The organism is Methylobacterium sp. NPDC080182 (assembly GCF_050281105.1).
GTDB lineage: Bacteria > Pseudomonadota > Alphaproteobacteria > Rhizobiales > Beijerinckiaceae > Methylobacterium.
In genome coordinates, this window is the sequence record NZ_JBNNWO010000012.1 from 186,943 (window position 1) to 209,823 (window position 22,881).

Sequence of the window (22,881 nt, forward strand, 5' to 3'; positions counted from 1 at the left end):
GGCCGGGCTGGCCGCCGCGGACCTCAATGCCGAGGCGCCTCAGTTCAGCGCCTGCGGGTCCGCCTCCGTGAGGAACGCCCCGACGGCGTGGAGGAACTGCATGCGGTTCTTCTCCATCATCACCGTGTGGGTGCCCTCCCCCAGCTCGACGAAGCGCTTGTACGGGGCGTGGGTGAGCTTGGTGAAGTATTCCTGCGCCTGGTAGCTCGGCAGGTCCGCGTCCCACTCGGCGTGGATGATCAGCACCGGCACGCGGATCTCGCCCGGGTCGTAGAGCGGCTTGCCGGCCGCCCAGTAGGCGTCCTTGTCGGCGACCGTGCCGTTCGGCGCGCGCAGGACCGGCGGCGACCGCTTCGCGCCGGCCGCGTCGGTCGCGAAGGTCGCGTCGGCCCACTGGTCGAACCAGCCCGCCGGGATCAGGTCGGCCTTCTTGTCCTCGGGCACCCCGGTCAGCCAGCGGGCCCGGGCGCTGTCCCGGCTGACGGTGCGGTAGGCCCCCACCTTGCCGCCGCCGCCGATCAGGCCCGGCGTGCGCGCGAGCCATTGCGGCGCGTAGAGGACGAGGCGGTTGACGCTGTCGTTGTGGGTGCTGGTGTAGAGCCCCATGGTGGAGGTCCCCCAGGACCAGCCCATCAGGTCGATCTTCTCGACGCCGCGCCGCTTCTTGATGAAGTCGACGACCTGCCCCACCACCTTGGCGGCGTCGGGCGTGCGCATCAGCGGCGGGTTGTCGTCCGGCGGCGCGTCCATGGCGGCCGGGCGCCCCGACAGGCCGTAGCCCGGCAGGTCCACGCAGTAGACGTCGAAGCCGAGGCCCGCGAGGTAGTCCATGGCCGACATCCCGCCGAGCGGCAGGTCGAAGGCCGTAGAGGACGGGTAGGTCGAGCCGTGCACGTAGAGCAGGATCCGGTCGCCCGGGAACGTGTCGGTGCCGGCCGGGCGCTTGTTGCGCACGTAGATGTCGACGCCCGGCTCGCTCCAGGGCAGGCGGAACTCTTCCGTGGCCAGCCGGGCCGCGGGAGCCGCGACGGCAGGGGCCGCCGCGGCCGCGACCGCCGCCCCGGCGGCGAGCGCCCCGACCAGCTCGCGCCGGGCCAGGCCCCGGCCCGGTCGTGCCCCGTTCGGATCTGTCCGCATCGGTCTGTCCGCCATGGTTTCCTCTGGTCCGCCTTGTCCGGCGGCTCGGGCGATTGAACCGGCGGGTGCCGGCGGGCGCAACGCTCCGGGGCGGCCGGCGGCGGACAGGCGGCGGGTTCCGTCGCCCGATCCGGCGAAACCGCGTGATAAAAGCCCGCCCCTGTCGCCGGGGCTGGTGACGCCGCGCCTCCGGGCGGGCATTGAGGCGCAGGATCCCGGGAGACGCCCGCTTATGACGACTCCGACCACCGTCGCCACTACGCCCTTCCCCGACCAGAAGCCGGGCACCTCCGGCCTGCGCAAGAAGGTGCCGGTGTTCCGGCAGCCGAACTACGTCGAGAACTTCGTCCAGGCGATCTTCGACACCCTGCCCGACAGGGCGGGCGCCACCCTGGTGCTCGGCGGGGACGGCCGGTTCCTCAACCGCGAGGTGGTGCAGAAGACGCTGCGGCTGGCCGCCGGAAACGGCTTCGGCCGGGTCCTGGTCGGGCAGGGCGGCCTTCTCTCGACGCCGGCCGCCTCCTGCGTGATCCGGAAGGCCAAGGCGCTCGGCGGCATCGTCCTCTCGGCGAGCCACAACCCGGGCGGCCCGGAGGGCGATTTCGGCATCAAGTTCAACGCCGCCAACGGCGGCCCGGCGCCGGAAACCGTCACCGACGCGATCTTCGCGCGGGCCAAGGCGCTGACCGAGTACCGCGTCGTCGAGGCCCCGGACCTCGACCTCGACACGCTCGGCGACACCCGCCTCGGCGCCATGACGGTCACGGTGATCGACCCGGTGGCCGACTACGCCGAGCTGATGCGCACGCTGATCGACTTCGACGCGGTGTCGCGGCTGTTCGCCTCCGGCTTCCGCATGCGCTTCGACGCCATGAGCGCGGTGACGGGGCCGTACGCGACGGCGATCCTCGAAGGGATGCTCGGCGCCCCCGCCGGCACGGTGGTCAACGCCGTGCCGAAGGAGGATTTCGGCGGCCACCATCCGGACCCGAACCCGGTCCACTGCCACGACCTGTTCGACCTGATGCAGGGCCCGGCCGCGCCGGATTTCGGCGCGGCCTCGGACGGCGACGGCGACCGCAACATGATCGTGGCGCCGGGCCTGTTCGTGACGCCGAGCGACAGCCTCGCCCTGCTCGCCGCCCACGCCCACCGGGCGCCGGGCTACGCCGGCGGGCTCGCCGGTGTCGCGCGGTCCATGCCCACCAGCCGCGCCGCCGACCGGGTCGCCGCCGCCCTCGGCATCGAGGCCTACGAGACACCCACCGGCTGGAAATTCTTCGGAAACCTGCTGGATGCGGGCCTCATCACCCTGTGCGGCGAGGAGAGCGCCGGCACCGGCTCGAATCACGTGCGCGAGAAGGACGGGCTCTGGGCGGTGCTGCTCTGGCTCAACATCCTGGCCGCCACCGGCGAGCGCGCCGACGCGCTGGTGCGGGCGCATTGGCGCGCCTACGGGCGCGACTACTACGCCCGCCACGATTACGAGGAGGTCGATTCCGACGCCGCCAACGGCCTGATGGACGCGCTCCGCGAGAAGCTCGCCGGGCTGCCGGGCACGCGGATCGGCGACCTCACGGTGTCGACGGCCGACGAGTTCGCCTACCGCGACCCGGTCGACGGCTCGCTCACCGAGCGCCAGGGCATCCGGATCGGCTTCGCCGAGGACGCGCGGGCGGTGTTCCGGCTCTCGGGCACCGGAACCGCCGGGGCGACGCTGCGGGTCTACCTGGAGCGCTACGAGAACGCGCCGGACCGGCTCGACTTGGCCGTGGCCGAGGTGCTGGCCCCGGTGGCCGCCGCAGCCCGCGCGATCGCCGAGATCGCGCCGCGCACCGGAAGGCCTGAGCCGAGCGTGGTGACCTGAGGGGAGCCGGGAGACGTCCCGTCTCTGCGCGGGGAGCGAAGCGACCCAGAGGCGCCACGCTCGACGGCGGCGCGCGACTCCGGGTCGCTTCGCTGCGCGCGCGATGGCGGCAGGGCCGGCGCCGATTCCTCAAACCAGGTCCTTCACCATGTGCACGGTGACGTCGTCGTCGCGGGTCCGGCCCGGTCCGTCGTAGAGCTCCTCCCGCTCCACCCGGTAGCCGAGTGCCCCGTAGAGGCGCAGGTTCGCCGTGTACTTCTTGTTGGTGTAGAGGCGCAGTCGCGTCAGCCCGGCCTCGCCCGCGACCGCGTCGGCGCGTCCCATCAGCCGGCTGCCGAAGCCCCGGCCCTGGAAGGCCGGATGCACCGCGACGTTGACGACCAGAAGGTGATCGGCCTCGGTCCGCGTCTCGATCAGGCCGGCGAGATCCGGGCCGGCCACCAGCAGGTCGAAGCGGTGGTCCCGCAGAGCCTGCGCGTAGTCCGCCCGCATGGGGATCGGCAGGCGGCCGATCACCGGGATCCACTTCGTGTAGGCCGCCTCCACCAGCGCCCGGATCGCGTCCGCGTCCGCGGGCGCACCGCGCCGGAGCGCGACTGACTCGTTCATCTGACCTCTCACGGTTGACCGCGGCGCGTCCGTCCCCTAAAGACCCGCCCGTCGATGGGGCTCCGCACGGGGCCCCGTCGCGTTTTCACGCGCACCCGTGGGCGGGATCCTCCCGCCCTGTCGTCCCGGACCGCGAAGGGCCGGGAAAAGGAGGGCGCGTTCCTCATTCTCGTCACGAGAGGACGCGGAAGATATGTCGAAGCGGATTCAGGCGAAGCACAAGCTCGACCGCCGCATGGGCCAGAACATCTGGGGCCGCCCGAAGAGCCCCGTCAACCGCCGCGAGTACGGCCCCGGCCAGCACGGCCAGCGCCGCAAGGGCAAGATGAGCGACTTCGGCACGCAGCTGCGCGCCAAGCAGAAGCTCAAGGGCTACTACGGCAACATCACCGAGAAGCAGTTCCGCCGCTACTACGCCGAGGCGATCCGCCTGCGCGGCGATTCCGGCGAGAACCTCGTCGGCCTGCTCGAGCGCCGCCTCGACGCCGTGGTCTACCGGGCGAAGTTCGTCGCGACCCCGTTCGCCGCGCGCCAGTTCGTCAACCACGGCCACGTCAAGGTCAACGGCGTCCGCGTCAACATCCCGAGCTATCAGGTGAAGGCCGGCGACCTCATCGAGGTCAAGGAGTCGTCCCGCCAGCTCGAGATCGTCATCGTGGCGACCCAGCTCTCCGAGCGCGACGTGCCGGACTACATCGAGGCCGACCACGCCAAGATGACCGCCCGCGTCACCCGCATCCCCAGCCTGTCCGAGGTGCCCTACCCGGTGCAGATGGAGCCGAACCTCGTCATCGAGTTCTACTCCCGCTGATCCTGTCGCCCCGGCGACCGATGGAGGGGCTGCCCGTTCGGGCGGCCCCTTCGCGTTTCGATACCTCAGTCCCGAAGGCCGGCCTCCGGCACCCGGGACGGGGCGCGGGCCTCAGCAGCCGTGGCAGATCGAGCCCATCGTGTGCCGCATCTTGCTGTCCCAGGCCTTCGAGCGGGCCTCGGCGGCCTTCTGAGCCTTGATCATCTCGGCCTGGCTCACGGGCTGCGGCAGTCCGGTGGCCGCGGCGTTGCCTGTCGGCTTGGTCTGGCTCATGGGGGTCACCCGGCGGCCGCCCACGATGGGGCCGGCCGGGGCGGCGGGGCCTGGGCCCGCGCCCGGAGCCGGGCTCTGGGCCAGCGCCGGCGGCGCCCCGAGCAGGAGGCCGAGAAGCAGCGCGGGACGAAGAATTGCCATGGACGTGATCTCCCCGGCGGAGGATCCTGTGCCGGCCCCGCCTCATCTGGCGGCGATCCTACCCGATCACACCTTTAAAATCATGCCGACGGCAGGTCCCCGGTGAGCGCCGGTCCGCCCCTGAACCGCCGGGAGGCCGTCGCCGCGGCCCTGGCCCGCCTCGCGCCGCGCCTGCCGGACTTCGAGGCGGAGGCCGCCCTCGACCGGGCGCTGGCGAGCCCCGGCCTGCGCCGGGCCGCCCCCGAGACGGCGGCCCGCCTCGCCCTCGTGGCCTACGCGCGCCACGTCTTCACGGATTACGACGAACTCCTCGCGGAAGGCTACGACCGGGACAGCGCCCGGCACTTCGTCCTCGAAGACCTCAACGCCGCGCTCGCCGCCTGGGGCGCCGCGCCGGTCCCCGAGGACGAGCCCGGCGCGCCCGGGGCCGATCCGCGCTGAGGCGGTCGCGCCGGGCTCCGCCATGCTGTAGGAGACCGGCCCGGGGCCGCCCCGCGGCCCGTTCCGGTGCCGCTCATGGAGATTGGCAGCAGACCATGAAGATCAGCGCGCGCAACGTTCTCAAGGGTACGGTCGTCTCGGTGGAGAAGGGGGCGACCACCTCCCACGTGAGGATCGAGATCAGCCCCGGCCAGGTGGTCACCGCCTCGATCACCAACGAGGCCGTCGAGGCCCTCAAGCTCGTCGCCGGCGGTCCCGCCTACGCGGTGATCAAGGCCTCCGACGTCATGGTCGCCGTCGACTGACGACGGCTCGCGCGCCGCCCTCCTGGACGAAGGGCGGCGCGCATTCACCACGCTCCGGGCCCGGGCGGGGGCCGGCCGCCTTCGCGCCGCCGCCGCCGCCGGATAGGATGAGCCCGGACCAAGGAGTTCCGCGCGTGCAGAAGACCGTGCTCGGCATCGAGACCACCTGCGATGAGACCGCCGCCGCGGTGGTGTCGGTCGACGAGGAGGGTGGCGCTCAGATCCGCGCCAACGAGGTGCTCAGTCAGATCGCCGAGCACGCGGCCTACGGCGGCGTCGTGCCGGAGATCGCCGCCCGCGCCCATGTCGAGGTGCTCGACCGGCTGATCGCCCGCGCCCTCGACCGGGCCGGGACCGGCTTCCGGGACCTCGACGGCATCGCGGTGGCGGCCGGGCCCGGGCTGATCGGCGGCGTGCTGGTCGGCCTCGTCACCGCCAAGACCCTGGCGCTCGTGACCCGCAAGCCCCTGCTCGCCGTCAACCACCTGGAGGCCCACGCCCTCACGGCGCGGCTCACCGACGGCATCGCCTTCCCCTACCTGCTGCTCCTGGTCTCGGGCGGCCACACCCAGCTCGTCGCCGTGCGCGGCGTCGGCGACTACGTGCGCCTCGGCTCCACCGTCGACGACGCCATCGGCGAGGCCTTCGACAAGGTCGCCAAGCTCCTGGGCCTCGGCTATCCCGGCGGCCCCGAGGTCGAGCGCGTGGCCGAGGCCGGCGATCCCGAGCGCTTCGCCCTGCCCCGGCCGATGCTCGGCCGCCGCGAGGCCGACTTCTCCCTCTCGGGCCTCAAGACCGCCGTGCGGATCGAGGCCGAGCGGATCGCCCCGCTGGCCGAGCGCGACGTCGCCGATCTCTGCGCGAGCTTCCAGGCCGCCGTGGTCGACGTGGTGGTGGACCGCGCCCGGGTCGCCCTGCGCGCCTTCTCGGACGTCGCCGGACGCCCGACCGCCCTGGTGGCGGCGGGGGGCGTGGCGGCCAACGGCGCCGTCCGGCGGGCGCTGGCGTCCCTCGCGGGCGAGGCGGGCCTGAGCTTCGTGGCCCCGCCCCTGCCCCTCTGCGGCGACAACGGCGCGATGATCGCCTGGGCCGGGCTGGAGCGCCTGCGCCTCGGGCTGGTGGACGACCTCACCGCCCCGGCGCGGCCCCGCTGGCCGCTGGCGGCCGCCCCGGCCCGCGCGGCGGTCCCGGCCGGATGAGCGCGGCGGACCGGCGCGCCCACTGGCGGGACCTGGTGGAGCGCCGCCTGCCCGGGGCCGCCCGGCCGGGCTGGCCGGTGCGGCTCGACCATTGCTTCGCCCGCATCCTCCTGGACCACGCCTGCGGCGGCGCCTGGCGCGACCATGTCCGCCCGCCCGCCCACGCCACCATGCCCCTCGCGCAGCTGGAGCTGGCGATCGCGCTCGGCGAGGCGGTGCTCGCGGGTCGCGCGGATCTCGCCCTCCTCAACCGCCGCTCGCTCGCGTGGCGCGGCAAGATCGCCCTCGCGCCGGTGCCCGCGGCTCTCCGCGACGGCGACCTGACCCTGCGCCGCTGGCGCCCGGAGGACGCGGCGCCGTTCGCGGCGCTCAACGCCGATCCGGCGGTGATGGCCCACTGTCCCCGGACCCGGACCGCGACGGAGAGCGAGGCCGAGGCCGGCCTCCTCGACCGCCGCTTCGTGGCGGACGGGTTCGGCCCCTGGGCCCTGGAACACGCGGGCCGGTTCGTCGGCTTCGCCGGCGCGATGCGGATCCTGCGGCCCCTGCCCTTCCCGGGTGGCGACCGGCCCGGTTCGACGGTCGAGCTGGCCTGGCGCCTCGCGCGCGACTCCTGGGGCCGCGGCCTCGCCACGCGCGCCGCGCGGCTCGCCCGCGCCGACCTCGCGGAGCGCTGCGGGATCCGCAGCGTCGTGGCCTTCACGGCGGCCGGCAACGGCCGCTCCCGCGCCGTGATGGAGCGTCTCGGCATGCGCGTGGCGGGGACATTCCCGCATCCGGCGGTGCCGGAGGGGCCGCTGCGCGACCACGTGCTCTACCGGCTGGACTGCGCCGACAGGGAGGAAGCGGCATGAGCGCCGAGACCCCGATCAACGTCGTCGGCGGCGGGGCCTGGGGCACGGCGCTGGCCAACGCCGCCGCCGGGGCCGGCCATCCCGTCACCCTCTGGCTGCGCGACGCGGGGGCCGCCGCCGCCCTGCAGGCCCAGCGGGAGAACCCGCGCTACCTGCCGGGCGTGCCGCTCCACCCGGCGATCCGGGCGACGGGCGAGGCCGCCGACCTCGCCCGTGCCCGGGCGACGCTCCTGGTCGTGCCCGCCCAGACCGTGCGCGGCGTGCTGGAATCCCTGCGCGGACCCCTGGCGACGGCCGGGCCGGTCATCCTCTGCGCCAAGGGGATCGAGCGCGGCAGCGACAGCTTCCTCAGCGCGGTGGCCGAGCAGGTCCTGCCGCCGGGAACGCCCGTGGCGGTCCTGTCCGGCCCGAGCTTCGCGATCGACGTCGCCCGCGGCCTGCCCACGGCCGTGACCCTGGCGGCGGCCGATGCCGGCCGCGCCGCCGCCCTGAGCGCGCTGCTGTCGGGACCGAGCTTCCGCCTCTACCACACCGACGACGTGCGCGGCGTCGAGATCGGCGGCGCCGGCAAGAACGTGCTCGCCATCGCCTGCGGGATCGTGGCCGGGCGCGGGCTCGGCGAGAGCGCCCGGGCGGCGCTGATCGCCCGGGCCTTCGCCGAGCTGATGCGCTTCGCCCGCACCTTCGGGGGCCGGCCCGAGACGCTGATGGGGCTCTCCGGCCTCGGCGACCTCGTGCTCACCGCCTCCTCGCCGCAATCGCGCAACTTCGCCTTCGGCCAGCGCCTCGGCGCCGGGGCGAGCCCGGCCGAGGCCGCGGGCGGCAAGCTCGCCGAGGGGGCGTCCACGGCCGCGGCGCTGGCCGGGCTGGCCGCCGCCAGGGGCATCGAGATGCCGGTGGCGGCGGCCGTCGCCGCCATCGTGGCGGGCACCGCCAGCGTCGACGACGTGATCGCCGGCCTGCTGGCCCGTCCGCTGCGCGGGGAGACCGACTGAGCGCCGGCCCCGGCCCGCAACCCGCGTCACGCCACCGAGGCCGCCGGCACAGCGTGGCCTTGTCCTTGTCCGTGGCCGTGGGTGTGGGCCGCGAAGCGCGCGATCGGCGCCGGCCGACCCAGCAGGTAGCCCTGGGCGAGGTGGCACTGCTCGCCGGCCAGGAAGGACAGCTCCTCGGCGGTCTCCACGCCCTCCGCCACCACGGCGAGCCCGAGGCCGCGCCCCAGCCCCAGGACGGAGCGCACGATCGCGGCCCCCTGCGGGTTGCTGTGGACCGCCCTGATGAACGAGCCGTCGATCTTGATCCGGTCGAACGGGAAGGCGCGCAGGTTCGACAGCGACGAGTAGCCGGTGCCGAAATCGTCCATGGCGATCCGCACGCCGAGGGCCTTGAGCTGGCGCAGGGTGAGGAGCGCCCGGGCCGGATCCCGGATCAGCGCGGTCTCGGTGATCTCGATCTCCAGGCGCTCCGCCCGCAATCCGGATTCGTACAGGGTCCCGTGGACGAACGGGACGAAGTGCGGGTTGTGGAGCTGCACCGCCGAGACGTTGACGGCGATCGCCAGCGGGTTCGGCCAGCCGGCCGCCGCCCGGCAGGCCTCCCGCAGCACCCAGGCGCCGATCTCGAGGATCGCCCCGGTCTCCTCGGCGATCGGGATGAACACGGCCGGCGAGATGCCGCCCCTGGCCGGATGGTGCCAGCGCAGCAGCGCCTCGAAGCCCGTGACCGTGCCGGACTCGATCTGGCTCTGCGGCTGGTAGACGAGCTCCAGCTCGCCCCGCGCCACCGCGTGGCGGAGGTCGTGCTCGAGCTGGCGCCTGTCGCGGATCTCGGCGCCCATGCTGGCGTCGTAGCGCCGGCAGGTGCCGCGCCCCTCGCTCTTGGCCCGGTAGAGGGCGGCGTCGGCGTGGCTCAGGAGCGCGCGCAGGTCCGCGGCGTCGTCGGGATAGACCGCGATGCCGATGCTGGTGGCGATCACCGGGCCGGAGGCGGCCGGTACCGCCGCCAGGGTGGCGAGGATCCGCTCGGCCAGCCGCTCCGCCTGTCCCTCCGCCTGTCCCTCCGCCTGCGGCGTCAGGATGGCGAACTCGTCACCGCCGAGCCGCGCCATCAGCTGCTCGGCATCGAGGAGACCGCCGACCCGCAGCGCGAGGTCGCGCAGCATCGCGTCGCCGGCGGCGTGCCCGAACAGGTCGTTGACCTCCTTGAAGCGGTCGAGGTCCAGGCACAGCACCGCGAGCCGGCCGCCCTGGGCGTCCGCGGCGCGCATCGCGCGCTCGAGCCGGGCGTGGAAGCTCGTGCGGTTGGCGAGGCCGGTGAGCGCGTCGTGGTGGGCGAGGTAGTGGATCTCGCTCTCGGCCCGGCGCCGCGCGCGCAGGTCGCGCACCGCCACGGCGTGGTGCGGCAGGCGCCCGTACTCGGCGACCGGGCGCATGATCACCTCGACGGGAATGGGGGCGCCCGCCGCCGGGACGAGTTCGGTCTCCAGGGGCTGGTCGGCCGTCCCTGAGCCGGGCACGAGGTCCGGCAGGTAGGCGCTGAGGCTCCGGCCCGTCAGGAGGGCCGCCTCCAGGCCCGCGAGCCGGGCGAAGGCCTCGTTGGCGCTGACGATCTCGCCGCCGCGGCAGACGACGAGGCCCTCCACGGCCGCGTTGGCCAGGCTGCGCAGGCGCTCGCGCTCGAGATCGGCGCGGCGGCGCTCGCGCAGGTCGACCACGAGGGCGGCGCCGGCGAGCAGCAGGATCAGGCAGCTCGCCACCGCCACGGCCGCGGCGAGCCACCCGCTCCGGAGCGCGCCCGAGGGGATCGCCACGGTGGGGTCGGGATGGAGGGTCACCGCGCCCATGCCGGCGAAGTGGTGGCCGCAGATCGCCAGGATCAGCAGCGCGGCGCCGCCGTACCGGCCCCGGAACGTGGTGGCCGACAGGCCGACCACCAGGGCGGCGGCGCCGAGCCCCGCCCCGAGGCCGACCGAGACCACGACCAGCGCGGGGGTCCAGGCGAGGTGCCCCGCCACCTGATAGGCGGCCATGCCGGTGTAGTGCATCGTCGCGATGCCGCCGCCGACCACGGCGCCGCCGAGGCCCGCCTGGACCGCCCGGCCGGAGACGGCCAGGGCGAAGCCGAGCCCGGTGATCGCGACGGCGTCCACGTAGGAGAGGAGCGTCAGCCCGACGCCGTAGCCCGACGGCAGCCCGGGCTCGAAGGCGAGCATCGCCAGGAAATGCGTCGCCCAGATCCCCGATCCCCCGGCGGCGGCGGCCACCGCGACCCAGACGTAGCGGCCGCGGCCGCCGGTCCGGCCGGCATGGGTGAGGAGCTCGATCGCGGTGCCGCTCGCCAGCGCGCAGACCAGGGCCGCGAGGCCTACCAGCCACAGGTTGTGTTCACCGATAAAGCAACCGATGACTGAGATCATGTATGCAACCGGCGATTGGTGCGTGACGCGCTATACGGCTATTTGCATGCAGAATTTAATATTTGCCCAAGGCTTGCGCTAGCAGAGCTGCGGCGTTCTACGCGGGTTCTGCTTGACCGCCGGTCCCGCGCGCGGCCGGGGCCGGACCGGCCTGTTCCCGGTAGGCGAAGCTGGGCTATGGCGGGGCGCGCCGCCCGGCCGGGCGGTCTACTGGGACTTCAGCGATGGCGTACTGGCTGTTCAAATCCGAGCCCGCGACCTGGTCGTGGGATCAGCAGGTCGCGGCCGGGGAGGCCGGCACGCACTGGAACGGCGTGCGCAACCACCTCGCCAAGAAGCAGCTGATGGCCATGCAGGTCGGCGAGGAGGGCTTCTTCTACCACTCGAACGAGGGCAAGGCGGTGGTGGGCATCGTGGCGGTGATCCGCGCCTACTATCCCGACCACACCGACGAGACCGGCCGCTTCGGCATGGTCGACGTCAGGGCCGTGCGGGCGCTGCCGAGCCCGGTCACGCTCGAGGCGATCAAGGCCGACGCGGCGCTCGCCGACATGGTGCTGGTCAACAATTCCCGGCTGTCGGTGCAGCCGGTGACCGAGGCCGAGTGGGCGCGGGTCTGCGCCCTCGGCGGGCTCGGCTGAGCCGGGGCGCGCGGCCCGACGGGCCGCTCAGGCGGCGCGGTTGAGGGGGCCGCGCACGGGGCCCACGAAGTCCGGCTCGACCTCGACCGGCGGCAGCGTGTCCATGACCCGGGCGGCCGGCAGGGTCACCACCACCTCGGTGCCCTCGCGGGGCTTGGAGGACAGCTGGAACTGCCCGCCGTGCAGCTCCACGAGGCCCTTCACGATCGGAAGGCCGAGGCCGGAGCCCTGCTCGGCGGTCTTGATCGCGAGCGAGCCGCGCCCGAACGAGGACAGGACCGTGCCGAGCTCGTCCTCGGGGATGCCCGGGCCGCTGTCCTTCACCGAGACGTACTGCCCGCCCGAGGCGGTCCAGCCGACCTTCAGCCAGATCTCGCCGCCCGGGGGCGTGAACTTCACGGCGTTCGACAGGAGGTTCAGGACGATCTGGCGCAGAGCCCGCTCGTCGGCCCAGAGCCGCGGCAGCGAGCCGTCGACGAGGTCGTGGAAGGTCTGGTTCTTCGCCTTGGCCCGCAGGCCCATCATGTGGCGGCACTCCTCGACCACGTGGGCGAGCTGCACCGGCTCCTCGTTCAGCTCGTAGCGCCCCGCCTCGATCCGCGACAGGTCGAGGATCTCGTTGATCAGGTTCAGGAGGTGCATCCCGCTGTCGTGGATGTCGTGCGAGTACTCGCGGTAGGACGGCGCCGTATGGGTGCCGAACACCTCGTTCTTCATCACCTCCGAGAAGCCCAGGATGGCGTTGAGCGGCGTGCGCAGCTCGTGGCTCATCGTGGCGAGGAAGCGCGACTTGGCGAGGTTGGCCTCCTCGGCCCGGCGGCGGGCCTCGTCCGAATTGGCCTTGGCCTGCTCCAGCTCGCCGAACACCGCGTCCTTCTCGGCGCGGGAGCGCAGGGCGCCCACCGTCGAGGTGTAGAGGCGGCGGGACAGGCCGAGGAAGAAGACCTGCGCGCCGCCGGCCATGACCACCAGCATCAGCAGGTCCATCCCGCGGGAGAAGGCCGCGAGCGAGGCGGTGGCGAGGGCCAGCGGCACCAGGGCGGCGACGGCGGCGAGCGGCACCGTCGCGGCCAGCATGGTGGTGACCGCGGAGGCGATGACGAGGCCGAACAGCGCGAAGGTCCAGCCGCCGGTGGTTCCGAGCCCGATCATCGCGGCCCACGACAGGCTCTGCAGCACCTCGCCGACCAGGAAGCGGCGGCGCCAGCGGGCGAGCGGGATCGTCGCCGGGTCGGCGCGGAGGAAGCGCCGGCTCAACGTCGTGTTGAGCGAGATCATCAGGACCACGCCGAGCGCCCAGATCGCCGCCACCGGCGGCGCGATCCAGAAGGTCGACGCCGCGGCCAGCACCGCCGCGAACCCCACCAGCGGGATGCCCGCGCCGACCCGGTACTGGGCGTAGTGGCGCAGCAGCTCGTAGTCGAAGGCCCGTTCGAGGCCGGTCCGCGAGGTCAGCTTCTCCCGGGCCGAACGGATTTCCCGGGCGACCCCGCGGCGGCGCGCCGCCTCCTCCGTCGAGGGGCCGCGACCGCGCTGGACCATCTCGACGGTGAGATCGGACATGCGCGTCTTCAAACTCGGCTCGAATGCGCGGACGGGCGGCGGTGGCGGGGAAGCACTCCGTGAGGATGGGGCGGATATGTTAAGAAGCGGCTGCCGACATCCCTGCAATCTTAAGCATCGCGGGCTGTATCGAGACTGTCGTGCCGCCGGATCGACGTGCGGTGCCGCACATCGTGTCGGGGCCCGCGCCCGCTAGTCTCGGGTGGAGGCCCGCCGGCCCGAGCGCGGTCGCACGCCGCGATCCGGGGCGCCCGGACACGCGCGTCGAGAGAGGGTCGCCGACCATGCCGAATCTCACCGTCAACGGCGTCGCGCACGCGATCGACGCCGATCCCGACATGCCCCTGCTCTGGGTGCTGCGCGACCGGCTCGACGCCACCGGCACCAAGTACGGCTGCGGCATCGCGCAGTGCGGCGCCTGCACGGTCCACCTCGACGGCCAGCCGGTCCGGGCCTGCCAGACGCGGCTGGGCGATGTCGGCGCGGCGCAGGTGACGACCATCGAGGGCGTGTCGGGCCGGGTGGCCGAGGCCGTCCAGGCGGCCTGGCGCAAGCTCGACGTGGTCCAGTGCGGCTACTGCCAGTCCGGCCAGATCATGTCGGCGATCGGCCTGCTCTCGGGCAACGCCAAGCCCACCGACGCCGACATCGACGGCGCCATGGACGGCAACATCTGCCGCTGCGGCACCTATCAGCGCATCCGCGCGGCGATTCACGAAGCCGCGCGCAGCCTCGCCTGATCCGTCCCGGCGCCCACCTTCCCGCCCTCCCCCGCGGTCCCGACCGGAGCCTCGCCGCCATGCTGAACGCCCGTCGACCGAACCCCCTCCCCGTCCGTCCGAGCCGCCGCGGCCTGCTCGCGGGCGCCGGCGCCCTCGTGGTCGCGTTCCGGCTCGACCCGAAACCCGCCCGCGCCGCGCCCGGCCCGAACCTCGCCGACGTGAAGGCGCAGCCCAACGCCTTCGTGCGGATCGGCGCGGACGACACCGTCACGGTGGTGATCAAGCACCTCGACATGGGCCAGGGGAACACGACCGGGCTCGCCACGATCCTGGCCGACGAGCTCGGCGCCGACTGGCGACACGTCCGCACCGAGTTCGCGCCCGCGGACGCGGCGCTCTACAACAACACCCTGATGGGCCCGATCCAGGGCACCGGCGGCTCGACCGCGGTGGCCAATTCCTGGTTCCAGCTGCGCAAGGCGGGCGCGGCCGCCCGCGAGATGCTGATGGCCGAGGCCGCCTTCCGCTGGAAGGTGCCGGTCTCCGAGATCACGGTCGCCGACAGTCTCGTGCGCCACGCCCCGTCCGGCCGGCAGGCCCGGTTCGGGGAGCTCGCGGCCTCGGCCGCCTCGCTGCCGGTGCCCTCCGAGCCGCGGCTCAAGGACCCGAGCGAGTGGACGCTGATCGGCCAGACGGTGCCGCGCCTCGATTCCGTCGCCAAGACGAACGGCACGGCGGTCTACTCCCTCGACATCCGCCGCCCGAACCAGGTCACGGCCCTCGTCGCCCGGGCCCCGCGCTTCGGCGCCACCGTGAAGAGCTTCGACGCCGCGGCCGCCCGGAAGGTCGCGGGCGTCCTCGACGTGGTGCAGGTGCCGACCGGCGTGGCGGTGATCGCCCGCGACACGTGGTCGGCCATGAAGGGCCGCGAGGCGCTGACCGTCGCCTGGGACGACAGCACCGCCGAGACCCGCTCGTCCGACGCGATCCTGGCCGAGTACCGCGAGCGCGCCAAGGGTCCCGGCCTGACGGCCTCCGAGCGCGGCGACCCGCAGGCGGCGCTCAAGGGCGCCGCCAAGGTCGTCGAGGCCGAGTTCACCTTCCCCTACCTCGCCCACGCGGCGATGGAGCCCCTGAACGCCACGATCGAGAAGGGGTCCGACGGCGGCTACGACGTCTACGCGGGCTTCCAGTTCCAGACCGTCGAGCAGGCCACCATGGCGGCGATCCTCGGCGTGACGGCCGACCGGGTCCGGCTGCACAGCAACTGGGCCGGCGGCTCGTTCGGGCGCCGGGCGACGCCCACCGCCGACTACCTCGCGGAAGCCGCCACCGTCTTCAAGGCGTCCGGCGAGAAGGCCCCGCTCCACCTCGTCTGGACCCGCGAGGACGACATGGCCGGCGGCTATTACCGCCCGACCGTGCTGCACAGGGTCCGGGCCGGTATCGACGGCAAGGGCACGGTGGTCGGCTGGGACCACGTGATGGTCGGCAAGTCGATCATGATCGGCTCGCCCTTCGAGGCGATGATCGTCAAGAACGGCATCGACGCCACCACCGTAGAGGGCGCCTCCGACACCGCCTACGCGCTGCCGGCCTACCGGTTCGGCGTCCATAACGGCCGCGAGGGCGTGCCGGTCCTGTGGTGGCGCTCGGTCGGCCACACCCACACGGCCCACGTGATGGAGGTGATGATCGACGAGCTGGCCCACGCCGCCAACGTCGATCCGGTCGCCTACCGGCTCTCCCTCCTCACCCAGGCGCCGCGGCTGTCCGGCGTGCTCAAGCTCGCCGCCGAGAAGGCCGGCTGGAGCGCCAAGCCGCAGGACCAGGGCCGCGGCCTCGGAGTGGCGGTCCACGAATCCTTCGGCTCCTACGTCGCCATGGTGGCCGACGTCACGGCGCACGACGCCGCGATCCGCGTCAACCGGATCGTGGCGGCGGTGGATGTCGGCGTTCCGGTCAACCCGGACGTGATCCGCGCGCAGGTCGAGGGCGCGGTCGGCTTCGCCCTGTCGGCGGTGCTGCGCAACCGCATCACCCTCAAGGACGGGCAGGTGCAGGAGCACAATTTCGACGCCTACGAGCCGACCCGGATGAGCGAGATGCCGAAGGTGGAGGTGCACATCGTGCCGAGCCAGGCGGCGCCCACCGGGATCGGTGAGCCGGGCGTGCCCGTACTCGGGCCGTCGATCGCCAACGCGGTCTTCGCCGCGACCGGCCGGCGCCTGCGCTCGCTGCCGCTTGACCTCTCCGGCGTGAAGGGCGCGTGAGGAAACGCACGTTCCGCCGGCCCGGATCGGCGTAGGAAGGGTGGGCCTTCCCCCCAAGGCAAGAGACCCGACTGACGACGGCGCGGCGCGACACCGCGCCGTTTCTTTTTCAGGCGCCGCGACGCCATCTCCGGGCCATGCCCGCCTTCGACGACACCGCCGCGCGCCTGCGCGCCTGCCGCCTCTGCCGCGACACGCCGCGCTACGGGCCGCCCCTGCCCCAGGAGCCCCGGCCGATCGTCCAGGGCTCGGCCACGGCCCGCCTCTGCATCGCCAGCCAAGCCCCCGGCACCCGCGCCCACCGCACCGGGCAGCCCTTCACCGACCCGTCGGGCGTGCGGCTGCGCGCCTGGCTCGGCCTCGACGCGGCGCGGTTCTACGATCCCGCCCGGGTGGCCATCGTGCCGATGGGGTCGTGCTTCCCCGGCCTCGACGCCAAGGGCGGCGATCGGCCGCCCCGCCGGGAATGCGCCGAGCGCTGGCGGGCGGAACTCTTCTCCGGCCTGCCGGACCTGGAGCTGATCCTGGTGATCGGCCAGTACGCGCAGGGCTGGCACCTCGGACGGATGGAGGGCGGCCTCACCGGGACGGTGCGGCGCTGGCGGGAGATCCTGGCCGAGCCGCGCCGCCCCCGGGTCCTGCCCCTGCCCCACCCGTCCTGGCGCAACAACGGCTGGCTGAAGCGCGAGCCCTGGTTCGAGGCAGAGCTGCTGCCGGTGCTGCGCGCCGAGGTGGCGCGGGTGATGGCGGGGTGATGGCAGGATGAGGGGCCTCGTCCAGGCAGCGACGACATGCGCATCCCATATCCCTCGGGACTGAAGGGTCGCGCCCGTCTTTGCGAGCGCAGCGAAGCAATCCAGCGACACATCAAATCCGAGACCGGCGCGCCGCCCTGGATTGCTTCGCTGCGCTCGCAAGGACGGCGCGCGAGGCGGGGCGCGCACGGCGGGTCGGGGACGGCGTCGCCCGGACCCGCCCGCATTGACAGGCATCGCCGGCGCGTGATCCGTGCCGCGACCCCCGAAGGACGCGCCGATGACCGAGATTGCCGACCCCCGCGACCGCCTGATCGTGGCCCTCGACCTGCCGAGCGTGCAGGCCGCCGAGGCGCTGATCGACCGGATCGGCGACGCCGCGACCTTCTACAAGATCGGCTACCAGCTCGGATACGCGGGCGGCCTCGCCCTGGCCGAGCGGCTGGCGGCCCGCGGGCTCAAGGTCTTCCTCGACCTGAAGCTCCACGACATCGGCAACACCGTCGAGGAGGGCGTGCGCTCGGCCTCGGGCTCCGGCGCCACCTTCCTCACCGTCCACGCCTACCCGCAGACCATGCGGGCGGCGGTCCGCGGCCGGGGCGCGGGACTCAGGATCCTCGCCGTGACGGTGCTCACCTCCTACGACGACGCCGACGCCGCGGAGGCCGGCTACGGCCTGCCGGTGGCGGAGCTCGTCGCCAAGCGCGCCGCGCAGGCGGCCGAGATCGGCATCGACGGCCTCGTCTGCTCGGCCGCCGAGGCGGGCGCGGTCCGGCGCGTCGTCGGTCCGGACCGGCTGATCGTCACCCCGGGCATCCGCCCGGCGGGCGCCGCGGCCGGCGACCAGAAGCGGGTCATGACGCCGGGCGACGCCCGCCGGGCCGGGATCGACCACGTGGTGGTCGGCCGCCCGATCACCGGCGCCGCCGACCCCCGCGCGGTGGCGCGGGCGATCGTGGCGGACCTCGCCTGATCCGAGCGGGATTGCCTTCGGGCGGAGCGGTCCCACTTCGCTCCGCAGGGCAGGAGACGCAGCATGACCAAGGGCTACTGGATCGCGCGGGTCGATGTCCGCGACGCGGAGGCCTACAAGGACTACGTGGCGGCCAACGGCGCGGCCTTCGCCAAGTTCGGCGGCCGGTTCCTCGTGCGCGGCGGCGCCCACGAGGCGGTGATGGGCCCGGCCCGGTCCCGCAACGTGGTGATCGAGTTCCCGAGCTACGCCGACGCCCTCGCCTGCTGGAACTCCGACCTCTACCAGGCCGCCAAGGCCAAGCAGCGCGGCGGCGTCGAGGCCGAGATCCTGGTGATCGAGGGCTATGACGGGCCGCAGCCCAGCGCCTCCGAGCCGGCGCCGGAGGCGGGACCGGCCTCCGAGTAGGCGGCGCGCTACGGGAGCGACCCGCGCGGCGCGAGGCTCCGCAGCAGGAACGCCGTCATCGCCGCCATGGGCGGCACCGGCTGGAGGGTGGAGCAGCCCACCAGCAGCGGGTGGGTGTAGCGGGCGATGGCGACGTGGACGCAGGCGGCCGCCTCGGCGGGATCGGCCGCCTCGAACTCGCCCCGCGCCACCCCGTCGCGGATGATCCGCTCGAACCCGGCGGTGATCCGGGCGACGTGGTGGCGGCAGACGTCCCAGCTCTCCGCCATCGCCGCCTCGATCATCTCGTGCAGGCGGGGAAACGTCTCGCAGCGCCGGGTGGAGTCGCGATGCAGGGCCTCGATCGCCGCCGCGAGGCGCGCGGTGGCGTCGAGGCCCGGCCGGTCGGCGATGCCGAGGATCACCGCCTCGCTCTCGCCGATCAGCCGCTCCAGCACCGCCTCGTTGATCGCCTTCTTCGACTCGAAGAAGCGGTAGACGTTGGCCGGGCTCATCTTCAGCGTCCGGGCGATGTCGGCCACGGTCGTCTTCTGGTAGCCGATCTCGCGGAAATACGTGCCCGCCGTCGCGAGGATGCGGCTCCGCGTGTCGGGCGCGCACTCCTCCGCGAGCGAGCGGGTCGTATCTTCGAGGGACATGCGACCTCACTAGGCCATGCGGCGGCGGGGCGTCAAAGACGCGAACCCGGATCGGGTTCCCCTGCGGCGGCTGCGCGCGCCCGGAACCGGCCCGGGCGGCGCCCATTGCCCAGGCATCCCGCCGCGACGGCGGCGTCAGCGAGAGATCCGCGATGCGCTTCACCGACACCCGCGCCCTGGTCACCGGGGCCGATTCCGGCATCGGGCAGGCGACCGCGGAACTGCTCGCCCGCGCGGGCGCCGACGTGGCCATCACCTATCACAGCGACGCGGAGGGCATCCGCGAGACCGCCGCGCGGGTGGAGGCCGCGGGCCGGCGGGCGCTGGTGCTCCAGCTCGACGTCGGCGACCCGGCGGCGGTCACGGCGGCCTTCGACCGCATCGGCAGCGAGTTCGGCACCCTCGACATCCTCGTGGCCAATGCCGGGCAGGCCATGAGCGGGATGCCGGTCGCCGAGATGGACGACGCGGTGCTGGAGCGGATCCTGCGGGTGAACCTCATGGGGCCGCTGTTCTGCGCCCGCCCCTTCATCCGGATGCGCCGGGCCCAGGGCGGCAACGGGAAGATCGTGTTCGTCTCCTCCGTGGCCCAGCACCTGCCCACGCCGGAGAGCGCCCCCTACGGCATGTCGAAGGCCGGGCTCGGCTCCCTCTGCCGGTCCCTGTCGCGCGAACTCGCGGAGGATCGGATCAACGTCAACAACGTCGCCCCGGGCCTGATCGAGACGCCGATGACCGCCGACCGGTTCGAGAAGCCGGAGGTTCTCGACGCGTCCCTGGAGCGGATCCCGTGGCACCGGGCCGGCCAGCCCGAGGAGATCGCCCGGGCGATCCTCTACCTCGCCTCGGAGGACGCCGCCTACGTCACCGGCCACACCCTGGTGGTCGATGGCGGCCTGACGATGCAGTGGGGCGGCGCCTGAGCGGCGCCCGGAACGACGAAGCGCGGCGCAGGGGTCACGCCCGGCGCCGCGTCGAAGGGTCTGCGATCTGCGGCTCGCGCGTGACCGCGCCTCAGGAGCCGAACTGCGAACCCAGGCGCTCGAGGTACTCGGCCAGATCGACGCCCCCGACGCGCTTGCCGTAGTCGAAGCGCATGCCCTGGCGGATGTCGACGCTCGCGTCCCGCGTGGTCAGGGTGAAGGGACGGACGCAGACCCAGGCCCCGTCGCGGCGGTGCTCGAAGTAGCCGAGGATCTCGTGCTTGGCCATAACCTTTCCTCCGGAACCCTGTTCAGGAACATAACGGTCTCACCGGCCACCGGTTCATGCGCCGCGACTGTTTTTCGCGTGCGCGGCCGCACGGATCGAGTGTTCGTGAGCCGGGGTGGCCGGCGGAGCCGGGCCGAGAACTCGCCTTGAGCTTGGCCATTACAGATCGGATGCTCGGGCGCGGCGGGAGGGCGCGCGGCCGGCTCAGTGCCAGCGGTCGAGGATCTCGGCGGTCGTCATCGTCTCGACCTGGTGGCCGTAGCGCATCCGGTACATCAGCAGGAGGGCGTCGTGCGCCTCGTCGCAGGAACTGCACAGGCCGTCGGTGGCCAGCACGATCCGGTAGCCGAGATCGACCCCGCCGAGCACGGCGGCCAGCACGCAGACGTCGGTCTCGGCGCCTGTGACGATCAGCGTGTCGACCCCCCGCGCGCGCAGGCGCGCGTCGAGGCCCGTCTCCAGCCAGGGCGAGTAGACGGTCTTGTCGACGATCTCGGCGGGCGGAGCCAGTCGGGCGAGGTCCGGGACGAGGTCGATCAGGCCCGGGTCGAGGCGCTCCCGGGTCATGCCGGCCCAGCGCCGCGAGTAGGTCGCCCAGGTCCCGCGGCCCTCGCCCGGCCGGGCGGCCGGGATGAAGCGGGTGAAGACGGTCCGCTCCGGATGCGCCGCCGCGAGGCGGCAGACATGGGGCAGGACGCGGTTCATCCACGGGGTCTGCCAGTCGGTGGGCTCGGCGAACATGCGCTGCATGTCCACGCAGAGGTGGACGCACCCCCTCCCCAGGGCCCCGCCGGCGGTTTCCGGCTCCGGCCGGGGACTGTCCGTCGATGGGCGGCTTCCGATGTCCATGGGCGCGCGATCAGACCGGGTCAGCGTGGCTCGGGTAGCGGGCGAAGGTGGTACGGGAGGCCGTCCCCGCCCGGTCTCGGGGCGGGGACGACGGGACCTCAGCGGTCGGCCTTGGCGCCGGATACCGTCAGGGAGAGGTAGCGCTCGGTGGTCGGGCGGATCAGCTTGCGCACCGCCTCCGCCATGGCCTGCTCCTCCTTGAGGGACTGCTCGAACGCCGTCCGGTGGCCCTGCTGGCCGGCGGCGTCGCCGATGGTGAGCAGCGACTCGTAGGCGGCGATCTCGAAATTCTCGAAGGCGTGGTTGGCGTAGGTGTTCTTCAGGATCTCGTCCTGGGCCGGCGTGTGACCCAGCGCCATCATGTTGCCGACGAAGCCCAGGAAGCCCTCCTTGAGGGTCGAGGGGCTGTCGCCCAGGCTCTGGAGCGCCTCTTCCAGCCGGTGGCGCTGCCCGTGCGTCTCCTCGATGTGGCGGCGCAGGGCCTGCTCCATCTCGGGATAGCGCTCCAGGCGCTCGACCTGCCGCTCCATGATCTGCAGCGCCTGCATCTCCACAGCATGGGTGTTCTTCAGGGCCGTGACGTAGATCTCGCGGGCGTCCATGGTCATGGCGTTCACCTCTCAGCAGTTGCGAGCGCGGGGCTCATTCAACCGGCAAACACGGGTGCCGCACGGCCAAGTTCCGGTCGGAAGGTCGCAGGCGGGGGGGCGCCGGTCCCGGACGGGCCGGACGGGCCGGACGAGACCGGACAGCCGGTGCCGGTCGACGAAGCCGGGGCGGCGCGCATCGAGCGGACGATCCGCGACCTCCGGCAGCTGCCCCGCTCAGTGCAGGCCGCCGCTGCGCTCGGCGCGCTGGCGCTCCGCGAGGCGCTTGCCGATCTCGAGGAGCAGCGTCTCGGTCAGCGCCACGAGGGCGGTGTCGCCGACCACCGAGACCGTGTTGTGCAGCGACAGGCAGAGGTCGGCGGTGCGGCTGAGGGCGTCGTCGATCGTGTCCCCGTCGCGCTCCGCGAAAGCCGCGCCGGCCGCCTTGCTGTCCGAGATCTCGACGATCACGCCCCGTCCGGTGGTCGGTCGCCCGTCCTGGTCCAGGTAGAAGTGCCCGCGGGTGAACAGCCAGCGCAGCCGCCCCTCCGGCGAGCAGACGCGGTACTCCGCCGTGTAGGAGCCGCCGGTCCGGACGCAGTCCAGAATGACCTGCGAGATGTGGGGCTGATCGTCCGGATGGACGGCCTTCAGGAGCTCCGCGAGGCTGACCCCGACCCGCGACCGGGCCGGGCTGATGTTGAACAGCAGGGCGCTCACCGGATCGGCCCGCGCCTCGTCCCGGAGGATGTCCCACATCCAGAAGCCGACGCCGCCCGAGGCTTCGAGCGCCGCGACGAGCGCCGCCTCGGATACGACGTCGTCCGCGTGGTCCATCCGAGACCTCCCCGATCTCACCGCAACCAGAGGCGACGCTGCGCGACGATTGTGATCCTGCAAAATCCGTTATAGCCTAATACAAATTCCCGTAAAGATCTTGTATTCAAATATATGTGTTGTCTCGCCGTGCCCGGTTCGCCCGCCCTAGGCTTCCGTCAGAGTTGAGCGGCGGACTCGAAGGGAATTTTCTTCTGCTGGCCGCCGCGACGTGCCGTCCCTCCACTGGCCGACACCTGACTCCGCCGGCGGGGACGGGGCGAGGCCCCGCGTCCAGGCCCCGCGTCCAGGCCCCGCGTCCAGGCCCCGCGTCCAGGCCCCGCGTCCAGGCCCCGCGTCCAGGCCCCGCGTCCAGGCCCCGCGTCCAGGCC

24 protein-coding genes are annotated in these 22,881 nt (G+C 73.3%); 14 read left to right on the forward strand and 10 right to left on the reverse strand.

From position 1 onward, the window contains the following. Window positions 1-39: 39 nt before the first annotated feature. Window positions 40-1,152 carry an alpha/beta hydrolase gene (locus tag ACQKQD_RS21505; protein ID WP_427509509.1) on the reverse strand — a complete coding sequence of 371 codons (1,113 nt, stop codon included), beginning with the start codon at window positions 1,150-1,152 and terminating at the stop codon, window positions 40-42. Between the two features lie 217 nt (window positions 1,153-1,369). Between ACQKQD_RS21505 and ACQKQD_RS21510 the strand changes: the two genes are divergently transcribed. Beyond that, window positions 1,370-3,004, forward strand: coding sequence for an alpha-D-glucose phosphate-specific phosphoglucomutase (locus ACQKQD_RS21510; protein WP_091926352.1), 1,635 nt, complete (start codon window positions 1,370-1,372; stop codon window positions 3,002-3,004). A 129-nt stretch (window positions 3,005-3,133) separates the two neighbouring features. Here ACQKQD_RS21510 and ACQKQD_RS21515 read toward each other — a convergent pair whose 3' ends face one another. Next, window positions 3,134-3,613: a GNAT family N-acetyltransferase gene (locus tag ACQKQD_RS21515; protein WP_020093228.1), complete on the reverse strand. Its 480-nt coding sequence runs from the start codon at window positions 3,611-3,613 to the stop codon at window positions 3,134-3,136. A 193-nt stretch (window positions 3,614-3,806) separates the two neighbouring features. Here ACQKQD_RS21515 and rpsD point away from each other — a divergent pair, with 193 nt between their 5' ends. Further along, a complete protein-coding gene (rpsD, locus tag ACQKQD_RS21520) occupies window positions 3,807-4,424 on the forward strand; it encodes a 30S ribosomal protein S4 (protein ID WP_010686187.1) in 618 nt (205 codons plus the stop codon). A gap of 111 nt (window positions 4,425-4,535) precedes the next feature. Here rpsD and ACQKQD_RS21525 read toward each other — a convergent pair whose 3' ends face one another. Then, complete coding sequence (locus ACQKQD_RS21525; RefSeq protein WP_427509510.1) at window positions 4,536-4,838, reverse strand: hypothetical protein; 303 nt, start codon at window positions 4,836-4,838, stop codon at window positions 4,536-4,538. 102 nt (window positions 4,839-4,940) lie between these two features. Here ACQKQD_RS21525 and ACQKQD_RS21530 point away from each other — a divergent pair, with 102 nt between their 5' ends. The 5 genes from ACQKQD_RS21530 (at window position 4,941) to ACQKQD_RS21550 (ending at window position 8,632) form a co-directional block, all read left to right on the forward strand. Beyond that, the gene (locus ACQKQD_RS21530) at window positions 4,941-5,279 is read left to right on the forward strand and encodes a DUF2293 domain-containing protein (protein ID WP_042670839.1); all 339 of its coding nucleotides are present in this window, start codon (window positions 4,941-4,943) and stop codon (window positions 5,277-5,279) included. Between the two features lie 95 nt (window positions 5,280-5,374). Next, on the forward strand, window positions 5,375-5,584 hold the full coding sequence (locus ACQKQD_RS21535; RefSeq protein ID WP_020093225.1) for a TOBE domain-containing protein: 210 nt from the start codon (window positions 5,375-5,377) through the stop codon (window positions 5,582-5,584). Window positions 5,585-5,691: 107 nt separating this feature from the next. After that, window positions 5,692-6,783, forward strand: coding sequence for a tRNA (adenosine(37)-N6)-threonylcarbamoyltransferase complex transferase subunit TsaD (tsaD, locus tag ACQKQD_RS21540; protein ID WP_042670840.1), 1,092 nt, complete (start codon window positions 5,692-5,694; stop codon window positions 6,781-6,783). Beyond that, on the forward strand, window positions 6,780-7,637 hold the full coding sequence (locus tag ACQKQD_RS21545) for a GNAT family N-acetyltransferase (protein ID WP_091677597.1): 858 nt from the start codon (window positions 6,780-6,782) through the stop codon (window positions 7,635-7,637). The genes tsaD and ACQKQD_RS21545 overlap by 4 nt, the downstream gene beginning before the upstream one ends. Then, window positions 7,634-8,632, forward strand: coding sequence for an NAD(P)H-dependent glycerol-3-phosphate dehydrogenase (locus tag ACQKQD_RS21550; protein ID WP_427509511.1), 999 nt, complete (start codon window positions 7,634-7,636; stop codon window positions 8,630-8,632). The genes ACQKQD_RS21545 and ACQKQD_RS21550 overlap by 4 nt, the downstream gene beginning before the upstream one ends. Window positions 8,633-8,658: 26 nt before the next feature. On the opposite strand, the gene ACQKQD_RS21555 is transcribed toward ACQKQD_RS21550, so the two are convergent. After that, the gene (locus ACQKQD_RS21555) at window positions 8,659-11,052 is read right to left on the reverse strand and encodes a bifunctional diguanylate cyclase/phosphodiesterase (protein WP_427509512.1); all 2,394 of its coding nucleotides are present in this window, start codon (window positions 11,050-11,052) and stop codon (window positions 8,659-8,661) included. 224 nt (window positions 11,053-11,276) lie between these two features. Here ACQKQD_RS21555 and ACQKQD_RS21560 point away from each other — a divergent pair, with 224 nt between their 5' ends. Continuing rightward, on the forward strand, window positions 11,277-11,693 hold the full coding sequence (locus ACQKQD_RS21560) for an EVE domain-containing protein (protein WP_020093220.1): 417 nt from the start codon (window positions 11,277-11,279) through the stop codon (window positions 11,691-11,693). A 27-nt stretch (window positions 11,694-11,720) separates the two neighbouring features. On the opposite strand, the gene ACQKQD_RS21565 is transcribed toward ACQKQD_RS21560, so the two are convergent. Continuing rightward, entirely contained in the window at window positions 11,721-13,256 is a 1,536-nt protein-coding gene (locus tag ACQKQD_RS21565; protein WP_020093219.1) for a sensor histidine kinase, read from the reverse strand. A gap of 284 nt (window positions 13,257-13,540) precedes the next feature. On the opposite strand from ACQKQD_RS21565, the gene ACQKQD_RS21570 reads away from it, so the two are divergent. The 5 genes from ACQKQD_RS21570 to ACQKQD_RS21590 all read left to right on the forward strand — a co-directional run bounded on the left by ACQKQD_RS21570 (window position 13,541) and on the right by ACQKQD_RS21590 (window position 18,387). Next, complete coding sequence (locus ACQKQD_RS21570) at window positions 13,541-13,996, forward strand: (2Fe-2S)-binding protein (RefSeq protein WP_020093218.1); 456 nt, start codon at window positions 13,541-13,543, stop codon at window positions 13,994-13,996. A 59-nt stretch (window positions 13,997-14,055) separates the two neighbouring features. Then, window positions 14,056-16,251, forward strand: coding sequence for a molybdopterin cofactor-binding domain-containing protein (locus ACQKQD_RS21575; protein ID WP_427509513.1), 2,196 nt, complete (start codon window positions 14,056-14,058; stop codon window positions 16,249-16,251). Window positions 16,252-16,388: 137 nt separating this feature from the next. After that, complete coding sequence (locus ACQKQD_RS21580; RefSeq protein WP_056523320.1) at window positions 16,389-17,006, forward strand: uracil-DNA glycosylase family protein; 618 nt, start codon at window positions 16,389-16,391, stop codon at window positions 17,004-17,006. 280 nt (window positions 17,007-17,286) lie between these two features. Further along, window positions 17,287-17,979 (forward strand): orotidine-5'-phosphate decarboxylase, encoded by a 693-nt coding sequence (pyrF, locus tag ACQKQD_RS21585; protein ID WP_056523322.1) that lies wholly within the window; start codon window positions 17,287-17,289, stop codon window positions 17,977-17,979. A 63-nt stretch (window positions 17,980-18,042) separates the two neighbouring features. Beyond that, the gene (locus ACQKQD_RS21590; protein ID WP_020093214.1) at window positions 18,043-18,387 is read left to right on the forward strand and encodes a DUF1330 domain-containing protein; all 345 of its coding nucleotides are present in this window, start codon (window positions 18,043-18,045) and stop codon (window positions 18,385-18,387) included. An 8-nt stretch (window positions 18,388-18,395) separates the two neighbouring features. Here the strand turns inward: ACQKQD_RS21590 and ACQKQD_RS21595 are convergent, their stop codons facing one another. Continuing rightward, on the reverse strand, window positions 18,396-19,025 hold the full coding sequence (locus ACQKQD_RS21595) for a TetR/AcrR family transcriptional regulator (RefSeq protein ID WP_020093213.1): 630 nt from the start codon (window positions 19,023-19,025) through the stop codon (window positions 18,396-18,398). Window positions 19,026-19,177: 152 nt separating this feature from the next. On the opposite strand from ACQKQD_RS21595, the gene ACQKQD_RS21600 reads away from it, so the two are divergent. Continuing rightward, window positions 19,178-19,948, forward strand: coding sequence for an SDR family NAD(P)-dependent oxidoreductase (locus ACQKQD_RS21600; RefSeq protein WP_427509514.1), 771 nt, complete (start codon window positions 19,178-19,180; stop codon window positions 19,946-19,948). Between the two features lie 91 nt (window positions 19,949-20,039). Here ACQKQD_RS21600 and ACQKQD_RS21605 read toward each other — a convergent pair whose 3' ends face one another. The 4 genes from ACQKQD_RS21605 to ACQKQD_RS21620 form a co-directional block, all read right to left on the reverse strand. After that, a complete protein-coding gene (locus ACQKQD_RS21605; RefSeq protein WP_012318739.1) occupies window positions 20,040-20,237 on the reverse strand; it encodes a hypothetical protein in 198 nt (65 codons plus the stop codon). Between the two features lie 204 nt (window positions 20,238-20,441). Then, window positions 20,442-21,086, reverse strand: coding sequence for a cysteine hydrolase family protein (locus tag ACQKQD_RS21610; protein ID WP_082557760.1), 645 nt, complete (start codon window positions 21,084-21,086; stop codon window positions 20,442-20,444). A 98-nt stretch (window positions 21,087-21,184) separates the two neighbouring features. Then, window positions 21,185-21,694 (reverse strand): ferritin-like domain-containing protein, encoded by a 510-nt coding sequence (locus tag ACQKQD_RS21615; RefSeq protein WP_091677612.1) that lies wholly within the window; start codon window positions 21,692-21,694, stop codon window positions 21,185-21,187. 216 nt (window positions 21,695-21,910) lie between these two features. Beyond that, window positions 21,911-22,510: a PAS domain-containing protein gene (locus tag ACQKQD_RS21620; protein WP_020093209.1), complete on the reverse strand. Its 600-nt coding sequence runs from the start codon at window positions 22,508-22,510 to the stop codon at window positions 21,911-21,913. Window positions 22,511-22,881 lie beyond the last annotated feature (371 nt).

Bases quoted from the DNA above. Each gene is read 5' to 3' on its own strand.
- tsaD (WP_042670840.1), top strand. From the start codon at position 5,692: ATGAGCCCGGACCAAGGAGTTCCGCGCGTGCAGAAGACCGTGCTCGGC.
- ACQKQD_RS21605 (WP_012318739.1), bottom strand. From the start codon at position 20,237: ATGGCCAAGCACGAGATCCTCGGCTACTTCGAGCACCGCCGCGACGGG.
- ACQKQD_RS21570 (WP_020093218.1), top strand. From the start codon at position 13,541: ATGCCGAATCTCACCGTCAACGGCGTCGCGCACGCGATCGACGCCGAT.
- rpsD (WP_010686187.1), top strand. From the start codon at position 3,807: ATGTCGAAGCGGATTCAGGCGAAGCACAAGCTCGACCGCCGCATGGGC.
- ACQKQD_RS21580 (WP_056523320.1), top strand. From the start codon at position 16,389: ATGCCCGCCTTCGACGACACCGCCGCGCGCCTGCGCGCCTGCCGCCTC.
- ACQKQD_RS21610 (WP_082557760.1), bottom strand. From the start codon at position 21,086: ATGGACATCGGAAGCCGCCCATCGACGGACAGTCCCCGGCCGGAGCCG.
- ACQKQD_RS21560 (WP_020093220.1), top strand. From the start codon at position 11,277: ATGGCGTACTGGCTGTTCAAATCCGAGCCCGCGACCTGGTCGTGGGAT.
- ACQKQD_RS21565 (WP_020093219.1), bottom strand. From the start codon at position 13,256: ATGTCCGATCTCACCGTCGAGATGGTCCAGCGCGGTCGCGGCCCCTCG.
- ACQKQD_RS21510 (WP_091926352.1), top strand. From the start codon at position 1,370: ATGACGACTCCGACCACCGTCGCCACTACGCCCTTCCCCGACCAGAAG.
- ACQKQD_RS21575 (WP_427509513.1), top strand. From the start codon at position 14,056: ATGCTGAACGCCCGTCGACCGAACCCCCTCCCCGTCCGTCCGAGCCGC.
- ACQKQD_RS21505 (WP_427509509.1), bottom strand. From the start codon at position 1,152: ATGGCGGACAGACCGATGCGGACAGATCCGAACGGGGCACGACCGGGC.
- ACQKQD_RS21620 (WP_020093209.1), bottom strand. From the start codon at position 22,510: ATGGACCACGCGGACGACGTCGTATCCGAGGCGGCGCTCGTCGCGGCG.
- ACQKQD_RS21600 (WP_427509514.1), top strand. From the start codon at position 19,178: ATGCGCTTCACCGACACCCGCGCCCTGGTCACCGGGGCCGATTCCGGC.
- ACQKQD_RS21615 (WP_091677612.1), bottom strand. From the start codon at position 21,694: ATGACCATGGACGCCCGCGAGATCTACGTCACGGCCCTGAAGAACACC.
- pyrF (WP_056523322.1), top strand. From the start codon at position 17,287: ATGACCGAGATTGCCGACCCCCGCGACCGCCTGATCGTGGCCCTCGAC.
- ACQKQD_RS21555 (WP_427509512.1), bottom strand. From the start codon at position 11,052: ATGATCTCAGTCATCGGTTGCTTTATCGGTGAACACAACCTGTGGCTG.
- ACQKQD_RS21595 (WP_020093213.1), bottom strand. From the start codon at position 19,025: ATGTCCCTCGAAGATACGACCCGCTCGCTCGCGGAGGAGTGCGCGCCC.
- ACQKQD_RS21550 (WP_427509511.1), top strand. From the start codon at position 7,634: ATGAGCGCCGAGACCCCGATCAACGTCGTCGGCGGCGGGGCCTGGGGC.
- ACQKQD_RS21590 (WP_020093214.1), top strand. From the start codon at position 18,043: ATGACCAAGGGCTACTGGATCGCGCGGGTCGATGTCCGCGACGCGGAG.
- ACQKQD_RS21515 (WP_020093228.1), bottom strand. From the start codon at position 3,613: ATGAACGAGTCAGTCGCGCTCCGGCGCGGTGCGCCCGCGGACGCGGAC.
- ACQKQD_RS21535 (WP_020093225.1), top strand. From the start codon at position 5,375: ATGAAGATCAGCGCGCGCAACGTTCTCAAGGGTACGGTCGTCTCGGTG.
- ACQKQD_RS21525 (WP_427509510.1), bottom strand. From the start codon at position 4,838: ATGGCAATTCTTCGTCCCGCGCTGCTTCTCGGCCTCCTGCTCGGGGCG.
- ACQKQD_RS21545 (WP_091677597.1), top strand. From the start codon at position 6,780: ATGAGCGCGGCGGACCGGCGCGCCCACTGGCGGGACCTGGTGGAGCGC.